Origin of the sequence: Paracoccus isoporae, assembly GCF_900101865.1 — a bacterium.
Classification (GTDB): Bacteria; Pseudomonadota; Alphaproteobacteria; order Rhodobacterales; family Rhodobacteraceae; genus Paracoccus; species Paracoccus isoporae.
This window is the reverse complement of record NZ_FNAH01000008.1, coordinates 106,168-125,739: the sequence shown is the minus strand read 5'-3', so window position 1 is coordinate 125,739 and position 19,572 is coordinate 106,168. Positions and strand designations below refer to the sequence as shown.

Annotated in this window: 19 protein-coding genes and 1 tRNA gene; 11 read left to right on the top strand and 9 right to left on the bottom strand. The window is 65.6% G+C overall.

The window, feature by feature from the left end; genetic code table 11:
• The first annotated feature begins 51 nt into the window (after positions 1–51).
• The 5 genes from BLT73_RS12970 to BLT73_RS12950 are packed head-to-tail and all read left to right on the top strand — an operon-like array spanning position 52 to position 4,061.
• The gene (locus tag BLT73_RS12970) at positions 52–708 is read left to right on the top strand and encodes an RraA family protein (RefSeq protein WP_090524426.1); all 657 of its coding nucleotides are present in this window, start codon (positions 52–54) and stop codon (positions 706–708) included.
• Positions 708–1,814, top strand: coding sequence for an enolase C-terminal domain-like protein (locus BLT73_RS12965; protein ID WP_090524423.1), 1,107 nt, complete (start codon positions 708–710; stop codon positions 1,812–1,814). Before BLT73_RS12970 ends, BLT73_RS12965 begins: the two co-directional genes overlap by 1 nt.
• Complete coding sequence (locus BLT73_RS12960; protein WP_090524421.1) at positions 1,814–2,143, top strand: UxaA family hydrolase; 330 nt, start codon at positions 1,814–1,816, stop codon at positions 2,141–2,143. Before BLT73_RS12965 ends, BLT73_RS12960 begins: the two co-directional genes overlap by 1 nt.
• The gene (locus BLT73_RS12955) at positions 2,136–3,323 is read left to right on the top strand and encodes a UxaA family hydrolase (protein WP_090524419.1); all 1,188 of its coding nucleotides are present in this window, start codon (positions 2,136–2,138) and stop codon (positions 3,321–3,323) included. The genes BLT73_RS12960 and BLT73_RS12955 overlap by 8 nt, the downstream gene beginning before the upstream one ends.
• 9 nt (positions 3,324–3,332) lie before the next feature.
• Positions 3,333–4,061 (top strand): SDR family oxidoreductase, encoded by a 729-nt coding sequence (locus BLT73_RS12950; protein ID WP_090524417.1) that lies wholly within the window; start codon positions 3,333–3,335, stop codon positions 4,059–4,061.
• Between the two features lie 93 nt (positions 4,062–4,154).
• Here the strand turns inward: BLT73_RS12950 and BLT73_RS12945 are convergent, their stop codons facing one another.
• Positions 4,155–4,949, bottom strand: a complete 795-nt coding sequence (locus BLT73_RS12945) for an IclR family transcriptional regulator (RefSeq protein ID WP_090524415.1) — start codon at positions 4,947–4,949, stop codon at positions 4,155–4,157.
• Positions 4,950–5,230: 281 nt separating this feature from the next.
• Positions 5,231–5,306 (bottom strand) — tRNA-Lys (locus tag BLT73_RS12940).
• A gap of 97 nt (positions 5,307–5,403) precedes the next feature.
• Here BLT73_RS12940 and dapF point away from each other — a divergent pair.
• The 3 genes from dapF to mutS all read left to right on the top strand — a co-directional run bounded on the left by dapF (position 5,404) and on the right by mutS (position 10,199).
• Positions 5,404–6,222: a diaminopimelate epimerase gene (dapF, locus tag BLT73_RS12935; RefSeq protein ID WP_090524551.1), complete on the top strand. Its 819-nt coding sequence runs from the start codon at positions 5,404–5,406 to the stop codon at positions 6,220–6,222.
• Positions 6,219–7,484: a tRNA (N(6)-L-threonylcarbamoyladenosine(37)-C(2))-methylthiotransferase MtaB gene (gene mtaB / locus BLT73_RS12930; RefSeq protein ID WP_090524413.1), complete on the top strand. Its 1,266-nt coding sequence runs from the start codon at positions 6,219–6,221 to the stop codon at positions 7,482–7,484. The genes dapF and mtaB overlap by 4 nt, the downstream gene beginning before the upstream one ends.
• Positions 7,485–7,565: 81 nt before the next feature.
• Entirely contained in the window at positions 7,566–10,199 is a 2,634-nt protein-coding gene (gene mutS / locus BLT73_RS12925) for a DNA mismatch repair protein MutS (protein WP_090524411.1), read from the top strand.
• A gap of 16 nt (positions 10,200–10,215) precedes the next feature.
• On the opposite strand, the gene BLT73_RS12920 is transcribed toward mutS, so the two are convergent.
• Genes BLT73_RS12920 through BLT73_RS12905 form a run of 4 tightly spaced genes read right to left on the bottom strand, consistent with a single transcriptional unit; the run spans position 10,216 to position 14,163 of the window.
• Complete coding sequence (locus BLT73_RS12920; protein ID WP_090524408.1) at positions 10,216–10,944, bottom strand: proteasome-type protease; 729 nt, start codon at positions 10,942–10,944, stop codon at positions 10,216–10,218.
• Between the two features lie 31 nt (positions 10,945–10,975).
• A complete protein-coding gene (locus tag BLT73_RS12915; protein WP_090524406.1) occupies positions 10,976–11,788 on the bottom strand; it encodes a transglutaminase family protein in 813 nt (270 codons plus the stop codon).
• A 2-nt stretch (positions 11,789–11,790) separates the two neighbouring features.
• Positions 11,791–12,738 carry an alpha-E domain-containing protein gene (locus BLT73_RS12910; protein ID WP_090524404.1) on the bottom strand — a complete coding sequence of 316 codons (948 nt, stop codon included), beginning with the start codon at positions 12,736–12,738 and terminating at the stop codon, positions 11,791–11,793.
• Between the two features lie 15 nt (positions 12,739–12,753).
• Positions 12,754–14,163, bottom strand: a complete 1,410-nt coding sequence (locus BLT73_RS12905; protein ID WP_090524402.1) for a circularly permuted type 2 ATP-grasp protein — start codon at positions 14,161–14,163, stop codon at positions 12,754–12,756.
• Between the two features lie 191 nt (positions 14,164–14,354).
• On the opposite strand from BLT73_RS12905, the gene BLT73_RS12900 reads away from it, so the two are divergent.
• Complete coding sequence (locus BLT73_RS12900; protein ID WP_090524400.1) at positions 14,355–14,933, top strand: transglycosylase SLT domain-containing protein; 579 nt, start codon at positions 14,355–14,357, stop codon at positions 14,931–14,933.
• 60 nt (positions 14,934–14,993) lie between these two features.
• Here BLT73_RS12900 and alaE read toward each other — a convergent pair whose 3' ends face one another.
• Both alaE and BLT73_RS12890 read right to left on the bottom strand, forming a co-directional pair.
• On the bottom strand, positions 14,994–15,458 hold the full coding sequence (gene alaE, locus BLT73_RS12895) for an L-alanine exporter AlaE (RefSeq protein ID WP_090524398.1): 465 nt from the start codon (positions 15,456–15,458) through the stop codon (positions 14,994–14,996).
• A gap of 70 nt (positions 15,459–15,528) precedes the next feature.
• A complete protein-coding gene (locus BLT73_RS12890; protein ID WP_090524549.1) occupies positions 15,529–16,128 on the bottom strand; it encodes a LolA family protein in 600 nt (199 codons plus the stop codon).
• Between the two features lie 174 nt (positions 16,129–16,302).
• On the opposite strand from BLT73_RS12890, the gene BLT73_RS12885 reads away from it, so the two are divergent.
• Entirely contained in the window at positions 16,303–17,865 is a 1,563-nt protein-coding gene (locus tag BLT73_RS12885; protein WP_090524397.1) for an alkaline phosphatase D family protein, read from the top strand.
• Positions 17,866–17,918: 53 nt separating this feature from the next.
• Here the strand turns inward: BLT73_RS12885 and BLT73_RS12880 are convergent, their stop codons facing one another.
• A complete protein-coding gene (locus BLT73_RS12880; RefSeq protein WP_090524395.1) occupies positions 17,919–18,332 on the bottom strand; it encodes a VOC family protein in 414 nt (137 codons plus the stop codon).
• Between the two features lie 340 nt (positions 18,333–18,672).
• Here BLT73_RS12880 and BLT73_RS12875 point away from each other — a divergent pair, with 340 nt between their 5' ends.
• Positions 18,673–19,533 carry a D-amino-acid transaminase gene (locus tag BLT73_RS12875; RefSeq protein ID WP_090524393.1) on the top strand — a complete coding sequence of 287 codons (861 nt, stop codon included), beginning with the start codon at positions 18,673–18,675 and terminating at the stop codon, positions 19,531–19,533.
• The last annotated feature ends 39 nt before the right edge of the window (positions 19,534–19,572 follow it).

Sequence of the window (19,572 nt, the reverse complement as noted above, 5' to 3'; positions counted from 1 at the left end):
GCGCGGCTGCGCCAAGTTCCGGGCAAGACGAGATTTCGGAAGGATCACACCATGACTGACCTAGCTCAGATGAGCCGCGATCTGGGCGGCTGCTATACCGGCGTCGTGCATGACATCATGCGCGCGATGGGGCTGCGCAACTTCACCCTGCCCGCCGGGATCACCCCGCTGATGCCGGAGGCAACGCTGTGCGGTCCGGCCTTCACCATCGAGGGGCATCCCGACGACACCGCCGATCCACATGAGACGCTTTTGCAATGGACCGGGCTTTTGTCGAAGGCCCCGGCCGGACATATCTGGGTCTGCCAGCCGCACACGCATGATCTGGCCCAGATGGGCGAGCTGTCCGCCGAGACGCTGAAGAACAAGGGCGTGCTGGGTTGCGTGCTCGACGGTCTGGCGCGGGACACGCATTTCCTGATGGAGATCGGTTTCCAGACCTGGCGGCGAGGGCACACGCCGAAGGACGTGGTGGGCCGCTGGCTGCCGACCGGGACGGGTCACATGATCCATATCGGCGATGTCGCCATTCAGCAGGGTGATTTCCTGCTGGGCGACCGTGACGGCATGGTGCGGGTGCCGCGTTCCGTTCTGGGCGAGGTCACGGCCAGATCGGTCGAGGCCATGCAGACCGAAAGCAAGGTGCGGAGCGCGATCCTGGCGGGGACGGACCCGCAGGACGCCTATCTGCGCTACGGGAAATTCTGATGCGCATCGCCGGTCTGGAGATCCGCGCCTGCAGCGCCGAACCACCCGCGGGCGGTGACGAATTGCGCGGCGATGGCGGCGGCAAACGCCATGAATTCCTGGTCTACACGCTGCGCACCGAATGCGGGCGGAGCGCGTCGATGTTCGGGTTCTCGGGCGCAAGCGCCAAGGGATCGGCGCATCTGGCCAAGACCCTTGCGCCGTTCCTCATCGGTCAGGACGGCCGCGACCGCGAGGCGCTGTGGCAGGCCTTCCGGCTCAAGAACCGGATGTGGGGGCATTTTCCCATCTATGTGTGGGGTCCGATCGATTGCTGCCTGTGGCTGCTGGCGGCCGAGGCGGCGGAGATGCCGCTCTACCGCTATATCGGTGGCGCGCGGAACGAGGTTCCGGTCTATCTCAGCTCGATGTTCCTCGACAGCGGTGAAGACTACGTGGCCGAGGCGCTCGCGGCGAAGCTGGATCGCTACGCGGCCTACAAGCTGCACCCGCCGGGCCGGTCGGTCGATGAGGATCTGGAGATCCATGCGGCGGTGCGCGCGGCGGTGGGGCCGGACTATACGCTGATGAGCGACCCGGTCGCCACCATGACCCTGCCCGAGGCGCTGCGCTACGGGCGCGGGCTGGAACGGCTTGAATACGCCTGGTTCGAGGAACCGATGCCGGATGAAAACATCCCGGCGCTTCGCGAACTGACCCGGCAGCTCGATATTCCCGTCGTCGGGACCGAGACGCTGGCCGGTCATCCCTATTGCCTCGCTGACATCGTCGCCCGGCAGGTGGTGGACGTGATCCGCGCCGATGTGAGCTGGACGGGCGGGATCACCGGGGTGCTGAAATCCGCGCATCTGGCGGAATCCTTCGGGATGAACTGCGAGATCCACACCTCGATCTTCCACCCGCTGGAGATGGTGAACCTGCATCTTTGCGCCGCGATCAGCAATTGCAGCTATCTGGAGCTGCTTGCCCCGGTTGCCGATTTCTCCTTCGGCCTGGCTGGCGATCTGCCGATCAGCCGGGGTGTCGCGACACTGCCCGACCGGCCCGGCCTCGGGGTCGATCTGGACTGGGACATGATCGACGGCGCGACGCGGGAGCTGCTGTGATGGCGGAGGACGACCTCGTGGCGGGCAGCCGTCTGTTGCGGCTCGATCCGGCAGATAACGTGCTGGTCGCCACCGGTGCGGTGGGCCCCGGACCGGCGGGGTTGCATGGCGGCGGCACGCTGCGTCTGCTTGATGCGGTCACGCTGGGCCACAAGGTCGCCGCCCGCGACATCTCCGCGGGCGAGAAGATCCTGAAATACGGCGTCCCGATCGGATCGGCCGTTTGCAATATCGCGGCAGGCAGCCACGTCCATCTGCACAATATGAAAAGCGACTACACCCCCACTCACGCACTGGCCGAAACCGCGAAGGGACACCCGGATGCTTGACGGCTTTCTGCGCAGCGACGGCCGCAAGGGCATCCGCAACCATCTGGCGGTGGTCTATCTAGTCGAATGCGCGCATTTCGTGGCCAGCGAGATTGTGCTGCCCTATCGCGATCTGGGCGCGCAGGTGATCGGCTTTCCCGGCTGCTACCCGAATGAATACGCGCAGCGCATGCTGGAACGGCTCTGCACCCATCCCAATGTCGGGGCGGTGCTGCTGGTGTCGCTCGGCTGCGAAAGCTTCAACCGCTTCCGGTTGGAAAAGACCGTGGCCGCCACCGGACGGCCGGTCGAAACCATCGTCATCCAGCGCAGCGGTGGCACACGCGCGGCGATTGCGCAGGGCCGGGACTGGCTGGCCGCGCGGCTTCCCGAACTGGCGGCGGCACGGCGCGTGCCGATGGCGCTGTCCGAACTGGTCGTGGGCACGGTCTGCGGTGGCTCCGACGGCACCAGCGGCATCACCGGCAACCCGGCGGCCGGCATCGCCTTCGACCGGCTGGTCGCAGCGGGCGCACGCTGCATCTTCGAGGAAACCGGAGAGCTGATCGGCTGCGAACGCATCATGGCTGCCCGCGCCACAACGCCTGAGCTTGCGGCGGAGCTGACCGCCTCCGTCGAGAAGGCCGCTGCCTATTACGCCACGCTGGGATATGGCAGCTTCGCGGCCGGCAATGCCGAAGGCGGGCTGTCGACGATCGAGGAAAAATCGATGGGCGCCTATGCCAAATCCGGCTCATCCCCGATCAGCGGCTTGCTCAAACCCGGCGACATCCCCCCGAAAACCGGGCTGTATCTGCTGGACGTCGTGCCGGATGGCGAGGTGCGGTTCGGATTTCCCAATATCTCCGACAATGCCGAGATCGTGGAGATGATGGCCTGCGGGGCGCATCTGACCTTTTTCGTGACCGCGCGCGGCTCGGTCGTCGGCTCGGCATTGGCCCCCGTCATCAAGATCTGCGCCAACCCGGACACTTATGCGCGGATGGCCGGGGATATGGATGTCAATGCCGGGCGCATCCTGTCCGGCACGCCGCTGGAAGAGGTCGGGGCGGAGATCTTTGATCTGGCCATCGCCGTGGCGCGGGGTCGCAAGACCGCGTCGGAGGCGCTCGGCCATGCCGAATTCATCCTGACCTACAAGAGCTTCGAGCCGATCGGCCCGGCCTGCCTGCCCGCCTGAGGAGACATCATGGGACTACTGACCGGAAAAACCTGCCTCATCACCGCCGCAGGCCAGGGCATCGGCCGCGCCACCGCGGAGGCCTTTCTGCGGGAGGGCGCGACGGTCTGGGCCACAGACATCAACCCTGCGGGCCTGGCCGAGATCTCCGGCGCGGTGTCGCGCAGGCTCGACGTGACCGACATGGCCGCCATCGCGGCGCTTCGCGCAGAGATCGGCGGTCTCGACGTGCTGTTCAACTGCGCGGGCTTCGTCCATGCGGGCAGCATTCTCGACTGCCCGGAAAGCGACTGGGATTTCGCCTTCGAGCTGAACGCCAAGGCGCAATACCGCATGATCCGGGCCTTCCTGCCCGGCATGCTGGAGCGCGGCGGCGGGTCGATCATCAACATGTCCTCGGTCGCCTCCAGCGTGAAGGGGGTGCCGAACCGCTTTGCCTATTGCGCGTCGAAGGCGGCGGTGATCGGGCTGACGAAATCCGTCGCCGCCGATTTCATCACCAAGGGCATCCGCTGCAACGCGATCTGTCCGGGCACGGTTGACAGCCCGTCTCTGCATGACCGGCTGCGCGCAACGGGGGATTACGACAGCGCCATGCGCGATTTCATCGCCCGCCAGCCGATGGGCCGGGTCGGCAAGGCAGAGGAAATCGCCGCACTCGCGCTCTACCTGGCCGGCGACGACAGCGCCTTTACCAGCGGCCAATGCCATATCATCGACGGGGGATGGGCGATCTGAGCCGGGCCTCCGCTTGCCTCACAGCAGAAGGCAATTGTGGCGCGCGGCGTCGGATCCGCTCTATCGGCTTCGTGCCGGATCGGCGCCGCGCACTCAGCCCATCTCGCCGCAATAGAAGGCGCTGAGTTCGGCGGCGAGCTCGGTCAGCATCGCGTGCACCTTGTCGACCGACGGCACCTCGAATTCGTCGATCCGCTCCAGATAGGGGCAGGTGACCGCCGCCACGGCCCGCCCGTTCTCATCCATCACCGGATAGGCCATGTTCGTCACCCCGACCGTGGCCGATGACGGCATCCGCTCATAGCCGTTGCGCCGCACACGCTCCAGATGGCGCATCAACTCGTCGCGGTCCAGCTCGGGCTCGCCGAGCGCGGGGCGGTGGCGGTTCAGCAGTTCCTCCAGCTCGTCCTCGCTGCGGAACGCCGCCAGAACCCGTCCCGAGCCGGTGTTCCACAGCCCGACCACCGATCCGACCCGCAGTCCCAACGCCCAATTGCCGGGCGACTCGGCCGAGGAGACGATGACGATATCGCCGTTATTCTCCATGGCCAGATGGCAGGACTGCCACGCGTGCAGCGCAAGCGTCCGCATCTTCGGGCGGGCCACATCCAGCAGCCGGTTGACCGGCGCGTGACGTTGCGACACGGCGAACATCTTGAGACTGAGCGAGAAGCGGTCATCCTCGGCCGACCGCACGACATAGCCGCGCCGGACCAGCGTGGTGATCATCCGGTAGATCTCGCTTTGCGACTTGTCGAGCGCGCGCGCGATTTCTCCCAGGGTCATCCCATCGACGAAGCCGGCCAGCAATTCGACGATGTCCAGCCCCTTGTCGAGCGCCGGCGCGCGGTATCTGTTTTCGGCCTTGTCGTTCGCCAAGCGATCCATCTCCTGCAATGCCGCGTAGTCTTGTCCAAAGCCGCGTGCGACTGCAAGCCGGGCCGTCACGACCCGGCGACAGCGCCGCGTGGCCGGCCCGACCGGTCGATGCCGAAGACACGCAGCGGACAAGCGCAATTTCAACAGCTTATCAGCACTTCGCCAAATAAGAAAAGGTTTTTCATATGTGGTTAAACCGCCGCCATGCAGGTCTGCATGCGCGCGTTCCACCGGCACCGCCCCGCGGCGCGCGGAATGGCCAGGGCATCGGCGGGGTTGGTGGAAGGACGTGGTGAGCCGTGCAGGATTCGAACCTGCGACCCACTGATTAAAAGTCAGTTGCTCTACCAACTGAGCTAACGGCCCACATCACAGGGCGCTTTCCTAGTTTTGCGCATCGGTGGGGTCAAGCGCAAAAAACACGCTTCTGGCGAAAACTTTCCGGGGCGACTATATGGCGGGCATGGAACACGCCCGCACCCCCGGCCTGCCCTTCATGAAGATGCACGGGCTTGGCAATGACTTCGTCGTCATCGATCTCCGTCACGGGATCGAGGCGCCCGATGCTGCCACGATCACGGCCATGGCGGACAGGCATTTCGGCGTGGGTTTCGACCAGATGGCAACCATCGCGCATGACGATGAGGTCGATGCGCGGCTGGTGTTCTTCAACGCCGACGGGTCGCGCTCGGCCGCGTGCGGGAACGCGACACGCTGCATCGCGCGGTTCGTGATGGACGGGACGGGACGCGACCGGCTGCGGCTGCGCACCGATCATGCCGTGCTGGCGGCCGAGGATGCGGGCTGTGGGCTGACGCGGGTGAATATGGGCCCGCCGGTGCTCGAGTGGCGCGACATTCCGCTGGCCGAGGCGGTGGATCTCGACCACCTGCCGATCGAGGGCGATCCGGTGGCCACGGGGATGGGCAATCCGCATATGACCTTCTTCGTCGACGACCCGGGCGGGATCGGCAATTTCGACGCGTTCGGTGCGCGCCACGAGGTTCATCCGCTTTTTCCCGAACGCACCAATGTCGAGGTGGCGCAGCTCATCGCGCCCGATACGCTGCATGTGCGCATCTGGGAACGCGGCGTGGGCAAGACGCTGGCCTCTGGCTCGTGCTCCTGCGCGGCGGCGGTGGCGGCGGCGCGGCGCGGGCTGACCGGGCGCAAGGTGCAGGTGGAGCTCGCCGGCGGCACGCTCTGGATCGACTGGCGCGAGGATGGGGTCTGGATGACCGGGCCGACCGCGCATGTCTTTGACGGGGTGTGGCGGGGATGAGCGCGCCGGATCTGAAACAGGCGGTGTTCTCCACCCATGGCTGCCGGCTCAACGCTTACGAATCCGAGGCGATGCGCGAGATGGCCGCCTCTGCCGGGCTGCAAGGCGCGGTGATCGTGAACACCTGCGCCGTGACCGCCGAGGCGGTGCGCAAGGCGCGACAGGACATCCGCCGTCTGGCCCGCGACAACCCCGGCGCGCCGGTCATCGTCACCGGCTGCGCGGCCCAGACCGAGCCCGAAACCTTTGCCGCCATGCCCGAGGTGACGCGTGTTATCGGCAACTCAGAGAAGATGCAGCCCTCGACCTGGGCCAGCCTGACCCCTGATCTGATCGGCCGGACCGAGCGGGTGATCGTCGATGACATCATGTCGGTCGAGGAAACGGCCGGCCATCTGATCGACGGGTTCCGGCGGCACCGCGCCTATGTGCAGGTCCAGAATGGCTGCGACCATCGCTGCACCTTCTGCATCATTCCCTATGGTCGCGGCAATTCGCGTTCCGTGCCTGCGGGTGTGGTGGTGGACCAGATCAAGCGGCTGCGGGATCGCGGCTTCAATGAGGTCGTACTGACCGGGGTGGACCTCACCTCCTGGGGCGCCGATCTGCCCGGAACGCCGCGGCTTGGCGATCTGGTCATGCGGATCCTGAAGCTGGTGCCGGATCTGCCGCGGCTGCGGATCTCGTCCATCGATTCCATCGAGGCCGACGACAATCTCATGCAGGCCATCGCGACCGAAAAACGGCTGATGCCGCATCTGCATCTCTCGCTTCAGGCCGGGGACGACATGATCCTGAAGCGCATGAAACGCCGCCATCTGCGCGACGATGCCATCCGCTTCTGCGAGGAGGCTCGCCGCCTGCGCCCCGAGATCGTCTTCGGCGCCGACATCATCGCGGGTTTTCCGACCGAGACCGAGGCGATGTTCGAGAACTCGCTGAAGCTGGTCGGGGATTGCGGACTGACCTTCCTGCATGTCTTTCCCTATTCGGCGCGCAAAGGCACCCCCGCCGCGCGGATGCCCGCAGTGAACGGCAAGGCGATCAAGGATCGTGCCGCCCGGCTGCGCGCGGCGGGCGACGCCGCCCTACGCACCCATCTGGAGGCGCAGACCGGCCGCAGGCACCGCATCCTGACCGAAGGGCCGCGCATCGGGCGGACCGAGCAGTTCACCGAGGTCGCGTTTGACCGCGACATGCCCGAAGGCACGCTGGTGGAGTGCGACATCACCGGGCATGACGGGGTCCGCCTGACCGCGTGACCGCGGCGTGGCGCGGTGTCTCGCGCGCTCTGGCAATCACCGCGTGATGCGCTAGAACAGGCCGCCAGAAGGAGGCCGCATATGTCCGACCAGCCGACCCCGATGATGGCCCAGTATCTCGCGATCCGCGAGGCCAATCCGGGTGCGCTGCTGTTCTACCGGATGGGCGATTTCTACGAGATGTTCTTTGACGACGCGGTCTCGGCCGCAGCTGCCCTCGATATCGCGCTGACCAAGCGTGGCACGCATCAGGGCCAGCCTATCCCGATGTGTGGCGTCCCGGTCCATGCCGCCGAGAGCTATCTTCTGACGCTGATCCGCAAGGGGTTCCGCGTCGCCATCGCCGAGCAGATGGAGGATCCGGCCGAAGCCAAGAAGCGCGGCAGCAAATCCGTCGTGGCCCGCGATGTGGTGCGGTTGGTGACGCCCGGCACGCTGACCGAAGAGACGCTGCTGGAGGCGCGGCGCCATAATTTCCTGGCGGCGTTTGCGCAGGTGCGCGACGACACCGCGCTGGCATGGGCCGATATCTCGACCGGCGCGTTCCGGGTCATGGCCTGCCCGCAGGCGCGGCTGGCCCCGGAACTGGCCCGGATCGCCCCGCGCGAATTGCTGGTGGCCGAAGGCGCGCGGCTTGAGGATCTGGCCGAAGAGGCCGGGGCGGCGCTGACCGAATTGCCGCAGGGGAGTTTCGAATCCACCGCCGCCGTGCGTCGTCTGACCGCCCTGTTCAAGGTCGAGACGCTGGACGGGTTCGGCAGCTTCTCACGCGCGGAACTCGCCGCGATGGGGGCGATTGCGGATTATCTGGAACTGACCCAGAAATCCCAGCTACCTCTGCTCCGCCTGCCGCAGCGCGAGCAGATCGCGGGCGCGATGCAGATCGACGCGGCGACGCGGCGCAATCTGGAACTGACACAGGCGCTGTCGGGCGGGCGCGACGGCTCGCTGCTGGCGTCCATCGACCGCACCGCGACCGCCGCCGGGGCGCGATTGCTCGAACGGCGGATTTCTGCGCCCTCGCGCGATCTCGACACGATCCGGGCGCGACATGATGCGGTGCAGCATCTGGCCGAGGATGCCGGCCTGACCGCCGATCTGCGCGAGGCGCTGTCGCGTGTGCCGGATATGGACAGGGCGCTGTCACGGCTGGCGCTTGACCGGGGCGGGCCGCGCGATCTGGGCGCGATCCGGTCCGGGCTGACCCAGGCGATCACGGTGGCCGGGATGTTGCAGGACGACTCCCCGACCCTGCTGAGAGAGGCGGCGAAAGATCTGACCGGGCATGAGGAACTGATCGATCTGCTGGACGACGCGCTGATCGCCGAGCCACCATTGCTCGCCCGCGATGGCGGCTTCGTGGCCTCGGGCTTCGATGCCGATCTGGACGAGACGCGGCAATTGCGCGACGAAGGCCGGGGCGTGATTGCGCGGATGCAGGGCGAATATGCCGAACTGGCCGGTGTCGCGAGCCTCAAGATGAAGCACAACAATGTGCTGGGCTATTTCATCGAGACCACGGCGACCCATGCGCAGAAGATGATGGCACCGCCCCTCTCGGAGACTTTCATCCACCGCCAGACCACCGCCAACCAGATCAGATTCACGACGGTCGAGTTGTCCGAGCTGGAGACCCGCATCGTCAACGCCCGCGACCGCGCGCTGGAGATGGAGCGGGCGATCTTCGCCCGTCTGCGCGAGGCGGTGCTGACGGCCGCGGCGCCGATCGGACAGGCGGCCCGTGCCCTGGCCGAGATCGACCTGAGCGCCGCCTTCGCCGATCTGGCCACTGGCGAAGGCTGGACCCGCCCGCTTGTCGATGACAGCCGCGCCTTTCGGATCGAGGCCGGGCGGCATCCGGTCGTCGAACGCGCGCTGAAACGCAAGGCGGAAAGCTTCGTCGCCAATGACTGCGCGCTGACCGAGGGCGAGACCCCGGCGATCTGGCTGCTGACCGGACCCAACATGGCCGGGAAATCGACCTTTCTGCGCCAGAACGCGCTGATCGCCATTCTCGCGCAGGCAGGCGCGTTCGTTCCTGCGGCGCGCGCGCATATCGGGCTGGTCAGCCAGCTCTTCAGCCGCGTCGGCGCGGCGGATGATCTGGCGCGGGGCCGTTCGACCTTCATGGTCGAGATGGTCGAGACGGCCGCCATCCTCAATCAGGCCGATGACCGCGCGCTTGTCATCCTGGACGAGATCGGGCGCGGCACCGCAACTTGGGACGGGCTGTCGATCGCCTGGGCGGTGATGGAAAACCTTCAGGCCGTCAATCGCTGCCGGGCGCTGTTTGCGACGCATTATCACGAACTGACCGCGCTCGCCGCCAAGCTGGACGGGGTCGAGAATGCCACCGTCGCCGTGCGCGAATGGGAGGGCGAGGTGATCTTTCTGCACGAAGTCCGCAAGGGCGCCGCCGACCGCTCCTACGGGGTGCAGGTGGCCCGGCTGGCCGGGCTGCCCGATGCGGTGGTGACGCGGGCGCGCGACATTCTGAACCTGCTGGAATCGGGCGAGCGCGAGGGCGCGGTCCATCCCGCCGAGATCATCGACGATCTGCCGCTGTTCCGCGCGGCCCCGCCCCCGGCTGCGGCTCCGGCGGCGGACAAACCCAGGGACAGCGAGGCCGAAGCCCGGCTGCGGGACATCAACCCCGACGCGCTGTCGCCGCGCGAGGCGCTCGATCTGATCTACGAGCTGAAATCTCTGAGCTGATCGCGCAAGCCGCCGCCTAAAGCGGCATCTGCACGAAGGCTTCGCGCAGCGCCTCGGACCAGGCGTCGGACATGGCCGAGAATTGCGCATCGCTCTGCATGATGCGGCGCTTGGCGCTGATCTGGCAGGCATCCTTCTCGATGATCGCAAGATCCAGCGGCATGCCCACGGAGAGGTTCGATTTCATCGTCGAATCCATCGACAGCAGCACCGCCTTCTGCGCGTCCTCCAGGCTGGTCGCGGGCGTCACCACCCGGTCGAGGATCGGCTTGCCGTATTTATGCTCTCCGATCTGCAGATAGGGCGTGTCCTCGGTGGCCTCGATATGGTTGCCCTCGGGATAGATCAGAAACAGCCGCATCTCGCCGCCCGCACGCTGCCCGGCCACGATCATGCTGGCCGAGGCCTGGCTCTGGCGCAGATCGGCATGCTGCGCGGCGATTTCGCGGCGCGTCCGCGACAGCGTCTCACCGATGACACCGACCACACCCAGCATCGAGGAGGCCTTCATGATCGAGTTATGCTCGCCCGAATCGGGGTGATCGATCGCCTCCTGCAGCCGCGCAATGGTGGTCTGCGTCACCGACAGGCTGCCCGCGGTCATGATCGCGATCACCCGCTCGCCTGGTTCCTCGAAGAAGAACATCTTGCGATAGGTCGATATATTGTCGAGCCCGGCATTGGTCCGCGTATCGGACAAAAGCACCAGCCCGGCATTCAGCTTCAGCGCGACGCAATAGGTCATCTTAGACTCACGGTTCCCGTTGCGGCGCTGTCTACGCCTCGACCCGGCTCACCGCAACAGTGACCTCGAGCTTCTCGGCGCCGCCCATCGCGGTGACACCCCGGATCGGTGCGGCGTCGCGGGAATCGAGGCCAGAGCCGGTGCGGACATAGAGATCGTTGGGACAGGTCGCGTTTGCCGCGTCGAACCCGACCCAGCCGAGCCCGCCGACATGGATTTCCGCCCAGGCATGTGCCGCCTCGTGGATATTGCCCTCCGCATCGGCGTGCAGGTAGCCCGAGACATAGCGCGCCGGCAGGCCGCGCGCGCGCGCCACGGCCATCAGCACATGCGCGTGATCCTGACAGACGCCGCCGCCTGCCGCCAGAACCTCTGCGGCGGTGGACAGACCATTGGTCACACCGGTCCGATATGCCACCTTCTCATGCACCAGATGCGACAGCGCATGGGCCAGATCCAGATCGCCCAGCCCCTGCTCGGGGCCTGCCGCCAGGTCGCGCAGCGCCTCGTCGGGTTCGGTCATCTTGGTCGTTTGCAGATAGACCATCGGGTGGATCACCTCGCGATGACCGCGCAGGACGCCGGCCAGATCGGTGGTGACGACCTCGCCCTCGATCCGCACCGGCACTTTCGAAATCGGGCCGTGGATCGTCCAAAGCTGGACCCAGTCCCCGGCCCCGTCGCGATAGCCGGCGCCGGCCTCGCTCGTGTCGCCCATATCCACCTGCCAGTCGATGACCTTCTGGCCCTCGAACACGGATGGCGTGACCCGCAGCGACTGCACCCCGAAACTGACCGGGCGTTCGTAGTCGTAGACCGTGTGATGGGTGATCCTGAGCCGCATCTTCAGCCCCTTCCGTAGAAATAATCGGTTTGCACGCAATTCGCGATCTGCCCGATCTCGATGATGAAATCGGTCAGGAACTCGTGCAGCCCCTCGTCGAAAATATCCTCAATGCTCAGCGCACCCAGCCGATCCACCAGGCCGCGCGCCCGGTCGCGCGCCGTGTGCGGCACGTCATCGCCGTAACGGCGCACAAGCGCATCGAGATGCCACAGCGCCTCATGGACCGAGGTGGTCAGCGAACGCGGCGCCTCGCCGTTCAGGATCAGGAAATGCGCGACCCGCCCGGCGCTGACATCGTCGCCATAGGCCCAGTGAAAGGAGCGATGCGCGGACAGCGCCCGCAGGATCACCTGCCATTGATAGCTGTCGAGGCCGGAGCCCACGAATTCCACCCGCGGCAGCAGCACGAAATACTTCACGTCCAGCACCCGAGCCGTGGAATCCGCCCGTTCCAAGGCATAGCCCAGCTTCATGAAGTGGAACCCGTCATTGCGAAGCTGGGTGCCGTCAATCGCGCCGTGGACGGTAGAGGCGTGGCGCGCGACCATATCGGCCAGATCCGCCGCATCCTCCTGCCCCGGATCCATCGCGCGCAGCTCCTGCCAGGCGACGTTCAGCGCATCCCAGACCCGGCTGGTCAGCGCCGTGCGCACGATGCGGCCGGATTCGCGGGCGTTGTACATGCAGCTCGCCACCGAGCCTTGGTGGTCGCGGTCGAAGATCATGAATTTCTCCATGTTCTCCTCGTTCACCTCGGCATATTTGCCCTTGTAAAGCTGCGAGGAGGCCGAGGCGCGCAGAAGCGATTCCCATTCGTTGCGATACCCCTCGGCGGTGTTGGGCAGCAAGGTGATGCGCGCGCCGACCTCGAACAGGCGCGAGGCGGTTTCGGCGCGTTCCATATGGCGGCCGAGCCAGAACAGGTTGGATGCGGTGCGGCTGAGCATGTTCTCTCCCCCTCCTTATTCCGACAAGACCCAGGTGTCCTTGACGCCCCCGCCCTGCGACGAGTTGACGACAAGGCTGCCTTCCTTCAGCGCCACCCGCGTCAGCCCGCCCGGCACCAGCTCGATCCGCTCGCCGCACAGGCAATAGGGCCGCAGATCGACATGGCGGGGGGCGATGCCGTCTTCCACGAAGGTCGGGCAGGTCGAAAGCGACAGGGTCGGCTGCGCGATGTAGTTATGCGGATTGGCCTCGATCAGCTTGCGGAACTCGGCGATTTCCGCCTTGGAAGAGCGCGGCCCGACCAGCATCCCGTAGCCGCCCGAGCCGTGGACCTCTTTCACCACCAGCTCTTCCAGATTGTCCATCACGTAGCGGTAATCATCGTCTTCCCACAGCGTCCAGGTATCGACATTCTTAAGGATCGGCTCCTCGCCGAGGTAGAAGCGGACCATCTCAGGCACGAAGGTGTAGATGGCCTTGTCGTCCGCCACGCCGGCACCGGGCGACGAGCAGATCGACACCCCGCCAGAGCGATAGACATCCATCAGACCCGGCACGCCCAGCATGGAATCGCGGCGGAAGGTCAGCGGGTCGATGAAGGCGTCATCGACACGGCGATAAATCACATCGACGCGCTTCGGCCCTTCGGTGGTGCGGATATAGGCGAACTCCCCCTCGACAAACAGATCCGCGCCCTCGACCAGTTCCACACCCATGAGGTTGGCCAGGAAACTGTGCTCGTAATAGGCGCTGTTGTAGTGGCCCGGCGTCAGGATCACCACGCGCGGCCGGCCCTGGCATTTCTTGGGCGCCACCGATTCCAGCGTCCGGCGCAGCAATTCGGGATAGCCGTCCACCGGCTCGATGCGGTTGCCCCGGAACAGCTCTGGGAACATCCGCATCATGATCTCGCGGTTCTCCAGCATGTAGCTGACGCCGGACGGGGTGCGGCAATTATCCTCCAGCACGAAGAAATCATCGCGCCCGGTGCGGACCAGATCGACGCCGATGATGTGGCTGTAGACACCGCGCGGGGGGCGGAAACCGACCGCTGCCTTTTCATATGCGGCGTTCTGATAAACGAGCCGCGCAGGGATGCGCCCGGCGCGCACAATCTCGCCCCGCGAATAGACATCGGCGAGAAACGCGTTCAGCGCCTTGGCGCGCTGCTTGATGCCGCGCTCCAGCCGCCGCCACTCGGCCTGGGTGAAGACCCGCGGCATCATGTCGAAGGGGATCAGCCGGTCGGGATCGCCGCCTTCGCCGTAAACCGCGAAGGTGATCCCGATGCGGCGGAACAGCGCCTCGGCCTCGGCCTGTTTCATCTGGCGGAAATCCGCGGGCATCTTGTCCACCCAGTCCGACAGGCTCGCATAGGCCTCGCGCACATCGTCGCCGTTGAACATCTCGTTGTAATACATCATCGCCCCTTCATTCGGACCAGACCCCAAGCATCGCGCATCACGGCGCGGATGGCACGCTGGTCCCGCCTGTCCCAACGGGCAGCCATGTCCGAAGTTCCGGGATCTGCCGGTTTGGCGGGCAATCTGCGGAAGATGTTTCCACCGATTGGCAATTCCCCTAGAATGCCGGGAAAAAGTAACGAGAGGCAGTCATGAACAGGTTTCTGAAACTCGCGATCCTGATGCTGGTCGCGTCATGCGGGGGCGGCGGCAATTACTCTGCGCCGCGCGATCTGGAAAACGCCTGCGCCATCGTGCGCGAGCGCCCGGCCTATCACCGCGCCATGCAGCGCGCCGAGCGGCGTTGGGGCGTGCCGGTCGCGGTGCAGATGGCGTCGATCCACCAGGAATCCAAGTTCATCGGCGACGCCCGCACCCCGCATCAATACGCGCTCGGCATCATCCCGATCGGCCGGCAAAGCTCGGCCTATGGCTACAGCCAGGCGCTTGACGGCACCTGGGAGGAATATCAGCAGGAAACCGGCAACCGCCGCGCCCGGCGCGACAACATCAACGATGCTACCGATTTCATGGGCTGGTATATGGACGGCACGACGCGGCGGCTCGGAATCTCCAAATGGGATGCGCGCAACCAGTATCTCGCCTATCACGAAGGCCGGTCCGGGTTCGCGCGCGGCTCTTACCGCGCCAAGGGCTGGCTGATGGGCGTGGCCAATCGGGTCCAGTCACGCGCAGAGATGTATCACGCCCAACTCCGCTCCTGCCGCTGAGCCCGCCGACCTGCCCGTCACGGAAAAAGGGGCCGGAGGGCCCCCTCTTGCTACGCCGGATCACTCGTTCAGCGTCATCGGACGCTCGCCGCCCGGCGGCAGGCCGAAGATCCGGCGGACCCAGTTCAGCCAGGCGCCATAGGGTCGGCCAAGTGCCAGCATCATCACCGCCGCACCCAGCGTGCCGCGCAGCAGCCCCGCCCCGCTGGCCCCGCTGACCGCGATGATGAGCGCATAGATCGGCACCTGGAAACTCATCAGCGCAATCCCGTCCCAGATCAGCCGAGACAGCCTGCCCTCACCGGCCCGCCGCATCAGCAGATCCCGCCAGACACCGTAAGGGCGGCCGACCGGGATCATCAGCGCGGCGCCCAGAAGGCGGGCGCGGAACACCTCGTCCCAAGCCATTCCGGCGATGAAGCGTTCATTGATGATGCCGGTCAGCGTGAAGAACGTGATGAGCGCCACCGTGTCGGCGGCAAAGGAACGCAGACGGCTCGGCGACGCGACGTGCGATCCTTGCATGAGCTGCCCCCCCGACTGTTGTCGCCATCCTTCGCCGGGGCGGCGCATTGCCGCCCCGGCAAGCACATGCTTACTGACCCCGCCGCGCCAGCTCGTTCTGGATCACGAAGGTCGAGGCGCTGAAGCGCACCCCCTTCTTCATCTCGCCCAGGATAACGGTGGTCTTCTTGCCGGTATCATCGGTGACCACCCATTGCCGCAGCTCGGTGGGCGAGGTGAACACCATCTCGATATTCCCATATTCGGGATGCGCCGGATCCTGCGCCCTCACGACCGTGGTGTTCTTGCGCTCCGAATGCCCGGTCACCATGCCGGCACGCGACAGGTTGACGTTGGAATCGAGGATGATCGACAGCGGCGTCTGGTTCAGCGGATAGATCTGCGGCCCCTGGTTCGACTTGGCATCGAACACCGCCACCTGCCCGCCCGAGGCGAGCATGAGCTGGTTGGAATTCTTGTATTCGAACCGGACGCGGCCCGGACGCTGGATATAGACGGTGCCGGCCGAAATCGAGCCGTCGGGATTGACCTGCGTGAACTCGGATTGCAGCGTCGAAAGGCCGTTCAGATAATTGGAAATGTTGTTGAGCGGGATCTTCTCCGCCAGTGCCGCCGGCGCGGACAGGAGAAGGGCTAGGACGGGCGCGAGCGCGAGCGAGAATCGTTTCATGCTTCCTTTATGCATGGCTTCAGAAGGACTTGCACATCACCTTGCGGCGAAGATCGCAGTGCGAACGCGCACGGCGCCGTTACCGTTCCGCCACCTCCCGGACATCTGATGGTCATAACCATGCGCTACCCGGATCGGTGAGCCCGCCAGTTCTTGCAACCACAGGAGTCAGCCATGCCCCGTCTCATCCGTTCCCGTCTCACCCGCCGCGCGGTTCTGGGAACCGGCACCGCCTTCACCGCGGCGCTGGCGATGCCGGCGATCTCTCGCGCGCAGGCCCGGCCGGTCTTCGGCCATGGCGTCCAGTCGGGCGATCCGACGGCCACATCCGGCATGGTCTGGACACGGCCCGACCGCGCCTCGCGCGTCACGCTGGAGGTCGCCACAACAGAAAGCTTCGGCAACGCACGCCGCGTCGCCGATATGACCGCGCTGCCCGACAGCGATTTCGCGGTCAAGGCGCTGCTGGAAAACCTGCCGGCGGATCAGCGCATCTTCTATCGCTTCACCGCGACCGATCTGTCCGATGTCAACGCCGTGTCCGAGCCGCTGATTGGCCAGTTCCGCACCGCGCCCACCGAAAAGCGCAATATCCGCTTTGTCTGGTCGGGCGACACCGCCGGTCAGGGCTGGGGCATCAATGACGAGGGGATGCGCAGCTACGCGACCATGTCGCAGCATGAGCCCGATTTCATGATCCATTCCGGCGACACGATCTATGCCGACGGCCCGATGTCCGAACAGCAGGATTTCGACGGCGGCACCTGGACCAACACCGTGCTCATCGACGAGGTGCGCAAGGTTGCCGAAACCCTCGACGAATTCCGCGGCCGTTACAAATACAACATGCTGGACGACCATGTCCGCAGCTTCAATGCGATGACCCCGGTCTATTACCAGTGGGACGATCACGAGGTGACGAATAACTGGTCCTCGGCCAAGGATCTGTCCGGCGATGACCGCTATTCGGAAAAATCCATCGCGCTTCTCGCCGCACGCGGCGGCCGCGCCTTCCACGAGATGACGCCGATCTCCTACACCCCGGCCGAGCCGGGCCGGGTGTTCCGTCAGATCTCCTACGGCCCCTCCCTCGACATCTTCTTCCTCGATCTGCGCAGCTATCGCGGCCCGAACGGCCCCAGCATGGAAGAGGAGATGACGCCCGAATCCCGCGTGTTGGGCGAACGTCAGGTGGCCTGGCTGAAGGAGGCGCTGAAGACATCGACCGCAACCTGGAAGGTGATCGCCTCCGACATGCCCATCGGCATCATCGTCTGGGACAATTTCATGGAGGCCGCCGGTGCCGAGGCCGTCGCGAATGGCGAGGACGGCCCCGCCAAGGGGCGCGAGCTGGAATTCGCCGATCTGCTGCGCTTCATCCGCGACGAAAACATCGCCAATACGGTCTGGCTGACGGCGGATGTGCATTACACCGCCGCCAATCACTACAGCCCCGACCGCGCCCAGTTCCAGGAGTTCGCGCCGTTCTGGGAATTCGTCTCGGGCCCGCTCCATGCCGGGACATTCGGGCCGGGCGAGATGGACATGACCTTCGGGCCGTCGGTCGAATTCGTGAAAGCGCCGGAACCCGGTCAGGTCAATCTGCCGCCTTCGGCCGGTCTGCAATTCTTCGGCATCGTCGATATCGATGGCGAGACCGAGCAGATGACCGTGCGCCTCATGGATGTCGGCAATACCGAGTTGTGGTCCACCACGCTCGATCCGCAAACCGCCTGATCCCGGCTTGCCCCCGGCGCCGTCCCTGCATCAGTCGGGGACGGCCCCTGCCATCAGCTTGCAAAGATCCCGTCCCAGTCGCGGAACCCCTTGACCTCGATCGGGTTGCCCGACGGGTCGGTGAAGAACATGGTCGACTGCTCTCCCGGCTCGCCCGGGAAACGGGTCTGCGGCGGCAGGATGAAGAAGGTGCCCGCCGCCTCCAGCCGGTCGGCCAGGGCGCGCCAGTCATCCTGACGCATGACCAGCCCCAGATGCGGCATCGGGACCATGTGATCGCCCACCTTCCCGGTATTGCCGGTCTGGAAGGGCTCTCCCAGATGCAGGCTGATCTGATGTCCGAAAAAGTCGAAATCGACCCAGCTTTCTGTGCTGCGCCCCTCTTTGCAGCCCAGAACGCCGCCGTAGAACTCCCGCGCCTGATCTAGATCCCTGACGTGGTAAGCGAGGTGAAAACGGGTCTCCATGCAAATCCTCCAGACGACGGCTGAGCAGGGGAAACTTGCGCGTGCCGCGCGGGAAAGTCCATGCCAAGCGGCCAGAGGCTGCGACATCATGCGAGGCCGCTGAAAAGAAACAGACCCTCCGCTGGGTGGCGAAGGGTCTGTCTCCTCCCGCATTCGGGTGCCCCGGCCTCCCCGCCCGGCACCCTGCGAATTCCGTCATGCAAGCGTCATAGTTGCTAACACGCGATCACTTTTGCCTGAGACCCCGGCAGCCTGTCAACCGGCCATCGCGGCGCTCCGGCTTGACGACCGGGTCATCGCGGCGCATGACGGCAGGAAACCGCCCAAGTTGGAGCCTCACATGTCCCGCACAGTCTATGTCAACGGCGCGTACCTCCCCGAAGATCAGGCCACGGTGTCGATCTTTGACCGCGGGTTCGTCATGGCCGACGCGGTGTACGAGGTGGTCAGCGTCCTGGACGGCAAGCTGATCGACTTCGACGGGCATCAGGCGCGGCTGACCCGCTCGCTGGACGCGCTCGAGATCGGCAACCCTCTGTCGGACGCGGAGTATCTGGCCATGTTCCGCGAACTGGTCAGCCGGAACGAGATCACCGACGGGATGATCTATCTGCAGGTCACGCGCGGCAACCCCGGCGATCGCGACTTCGCTTATCCCGATCCCGACACGCCGCAGACCGTCGTGGCCTTTACCCAGGCCAAGCCGGGTCTCGCCGACAGCCCGGCCGCCCGGACTGGCTGGAAAGTCATCACCGTGCCCGATGAACGCTGGGGACGGCGCGACATCAAGACCACCCAGCTTCTCTACCCCTCGATGGCCAAGATGGCGGCCAAGGCGCAGGGCGCGGATGACGCCTGGCTGGTCGAGGATGGCAAGATCACCGAAGGCACCTCGAACAACGCCTATATCGTCAAGGGCAACAGGATCATCACCCGCGAGCTGTCGCACGACATCCTGCACGGCATCACCCGCGCCGCCGTGCTGCGCCTGGCCCGCGAATCGCAGATGCAGGTCGAGGAGCGCGGATTTTCGGTCGAAGAAGCGCAACAGGCGGACGAGGCCTTCGTGACCTCGGCCTCGGCCTTCGTCATGCCGGTGGTCGAGATCGACGGCGCCGCCATCGGGGACGGCGCGGTCGGCACCGTGGCGGCACGGTTGCGCGAGATCTATCTCGACGAGATGCGCCGCACCGCGATCTGACGGATCATCCCGAACGGTCCACGCGGGGCACCGCGCGGA

Excerpts from the sequence above, each read along its gene's own strand:
- dapF (WP_090524551.1), top strand. The coding sequence starts at position 5,404 with ATGGAACACGCCCGCACCCCCGGCCTGCCCTTCATGAAGATGCACGGG.
- BLT73_RS12970 (WP_090524426.1), top strand. The coding sequence starts at position 52 with ATGACTGACCTAGCTCAGATGAGCCGCGATCTGGGCGGCTGCTATACC.
- BLT73_RS12880 (WP_090524395.1), bottom strand. The coding sequence starts at position 18,332 with ATGGAGACCCGTTTTCACCTCGCTTACCACGTCAGGGATCTAGATCAG.
- mutS (WP_090524411.1), top strand. The coding sequence starts at position 7,566 with ATGTCCGACCAGCCGACCCCGATGATGGCCCAGTATCTCGCGATCCGC.
- BLT73_RS12955 (WP_090524419.1), top strand. The coding sequence starts at position 2,136 with ATGCTTGACGGCTTTCTGCGCAGCGACGGCCGCAAGGGCATCCGCAAC.
- BLT73_RS12885 (WP_090524397.1), top strand. The coding sequence starts at position 16,303 with ATGCCCCGTCTCATCCGTTCCCGTCTCACCCGCCGCGCGGTTCTGGGA.
- mtaB (WP_090524413.1), top strand. The coding sequence starts at position 6,219 with ATGAGCGCGCCGGATCTGAAACAGGCGGTGTTCTCCACCCATGGCTGC.
- alaE (WP_090524398.1), bottom strand. The coding sequence starts at position 15,458 with ATGCAAGGATCGCACGTCGCGTCGCCGAGCCGTCTGCGTTCCTTTGCC.
- BLT73_RS12905 (WP_090524402.1), bottom strand. The coding sequence starts at position 14,163 with ATGATGTATTACAACGAGATGTTCAACGGCGACGATGTGCGCGAGGCC.
- BLT73_RS12920 (WP_090524408.1), bottom strand. The coding sequence starts at position 10,944 with ATGACCTATTGCGTCGCGCTGAAGCTGAATGCCGGGCTGGTGCTTTTG.
- BLT73_RS12910 (WP_090524404.1), bottom strand. The coding sequence starts at position 12,738 with ATGCTCAGCCGCACCGCATCCAACCTGTTCTGGCTCGGCCGCCATATG.
- BLT73_RS12945 (WP_090524415.1), bottom strand. The coding sequence starts at position 4,949 with ATGGATCGCTTGGCGAACGACAAGGCCGAAAACAGATACCGCGCGCCG.
- BLT73_RS12965 (WP_090524423.1), top strand. The coding sequence starts at position 708 with ATGCGCATCGCCGGTCTGGAGATCCGCGCCTGCAGCGCCGAACCACCC.
- BLT73_RS12875 (WP_090524393.1), top strand. The coding sequence starts at position 18,673 with ATGTCCCGCACAGTCTATGTCAACGGCGCGTACCTCCCCGAAGATCAG.
- BLT73_RS12915 (WP_090524406.1), bottom strand. The coding sequence starts at position 11,788 with ATGCGGCTCAGGATCACCCATCACACGGTCTACGACTACGAACGCCCG.
- BLT73_RS12960 (WP_090524421.1), top strand. The coding sequence starts at position 1,814 with ATGGCGGAGGACGACCTCGTGGCGGGCAGCCGTCTGTTGCGGCTCGAT.
- BLT73_RS12890 (WP_090524549.1), bottom strand. The coding sequence starts at position 16,128 with ATGAAACGATTCTCGCTCGCGCTCGCGCCCGTCCTAGCCCTTCTCCTG.
- BLT73_RS12900 (WP_090524400.1), top strand. The coding sequence starts at position 14,355 with ATGAACAGGTTTCTGAAACTCGCGATCCTGATGCTGGTCGCGTCATGC.
- BLT73_RS12950 (WP_090524417.1), top strand. The coding sequence starts at position 3,333 with ATGGGACTACTGACCGGAAAAACCTGCCTCATCACCGCCGCAGGCCAG.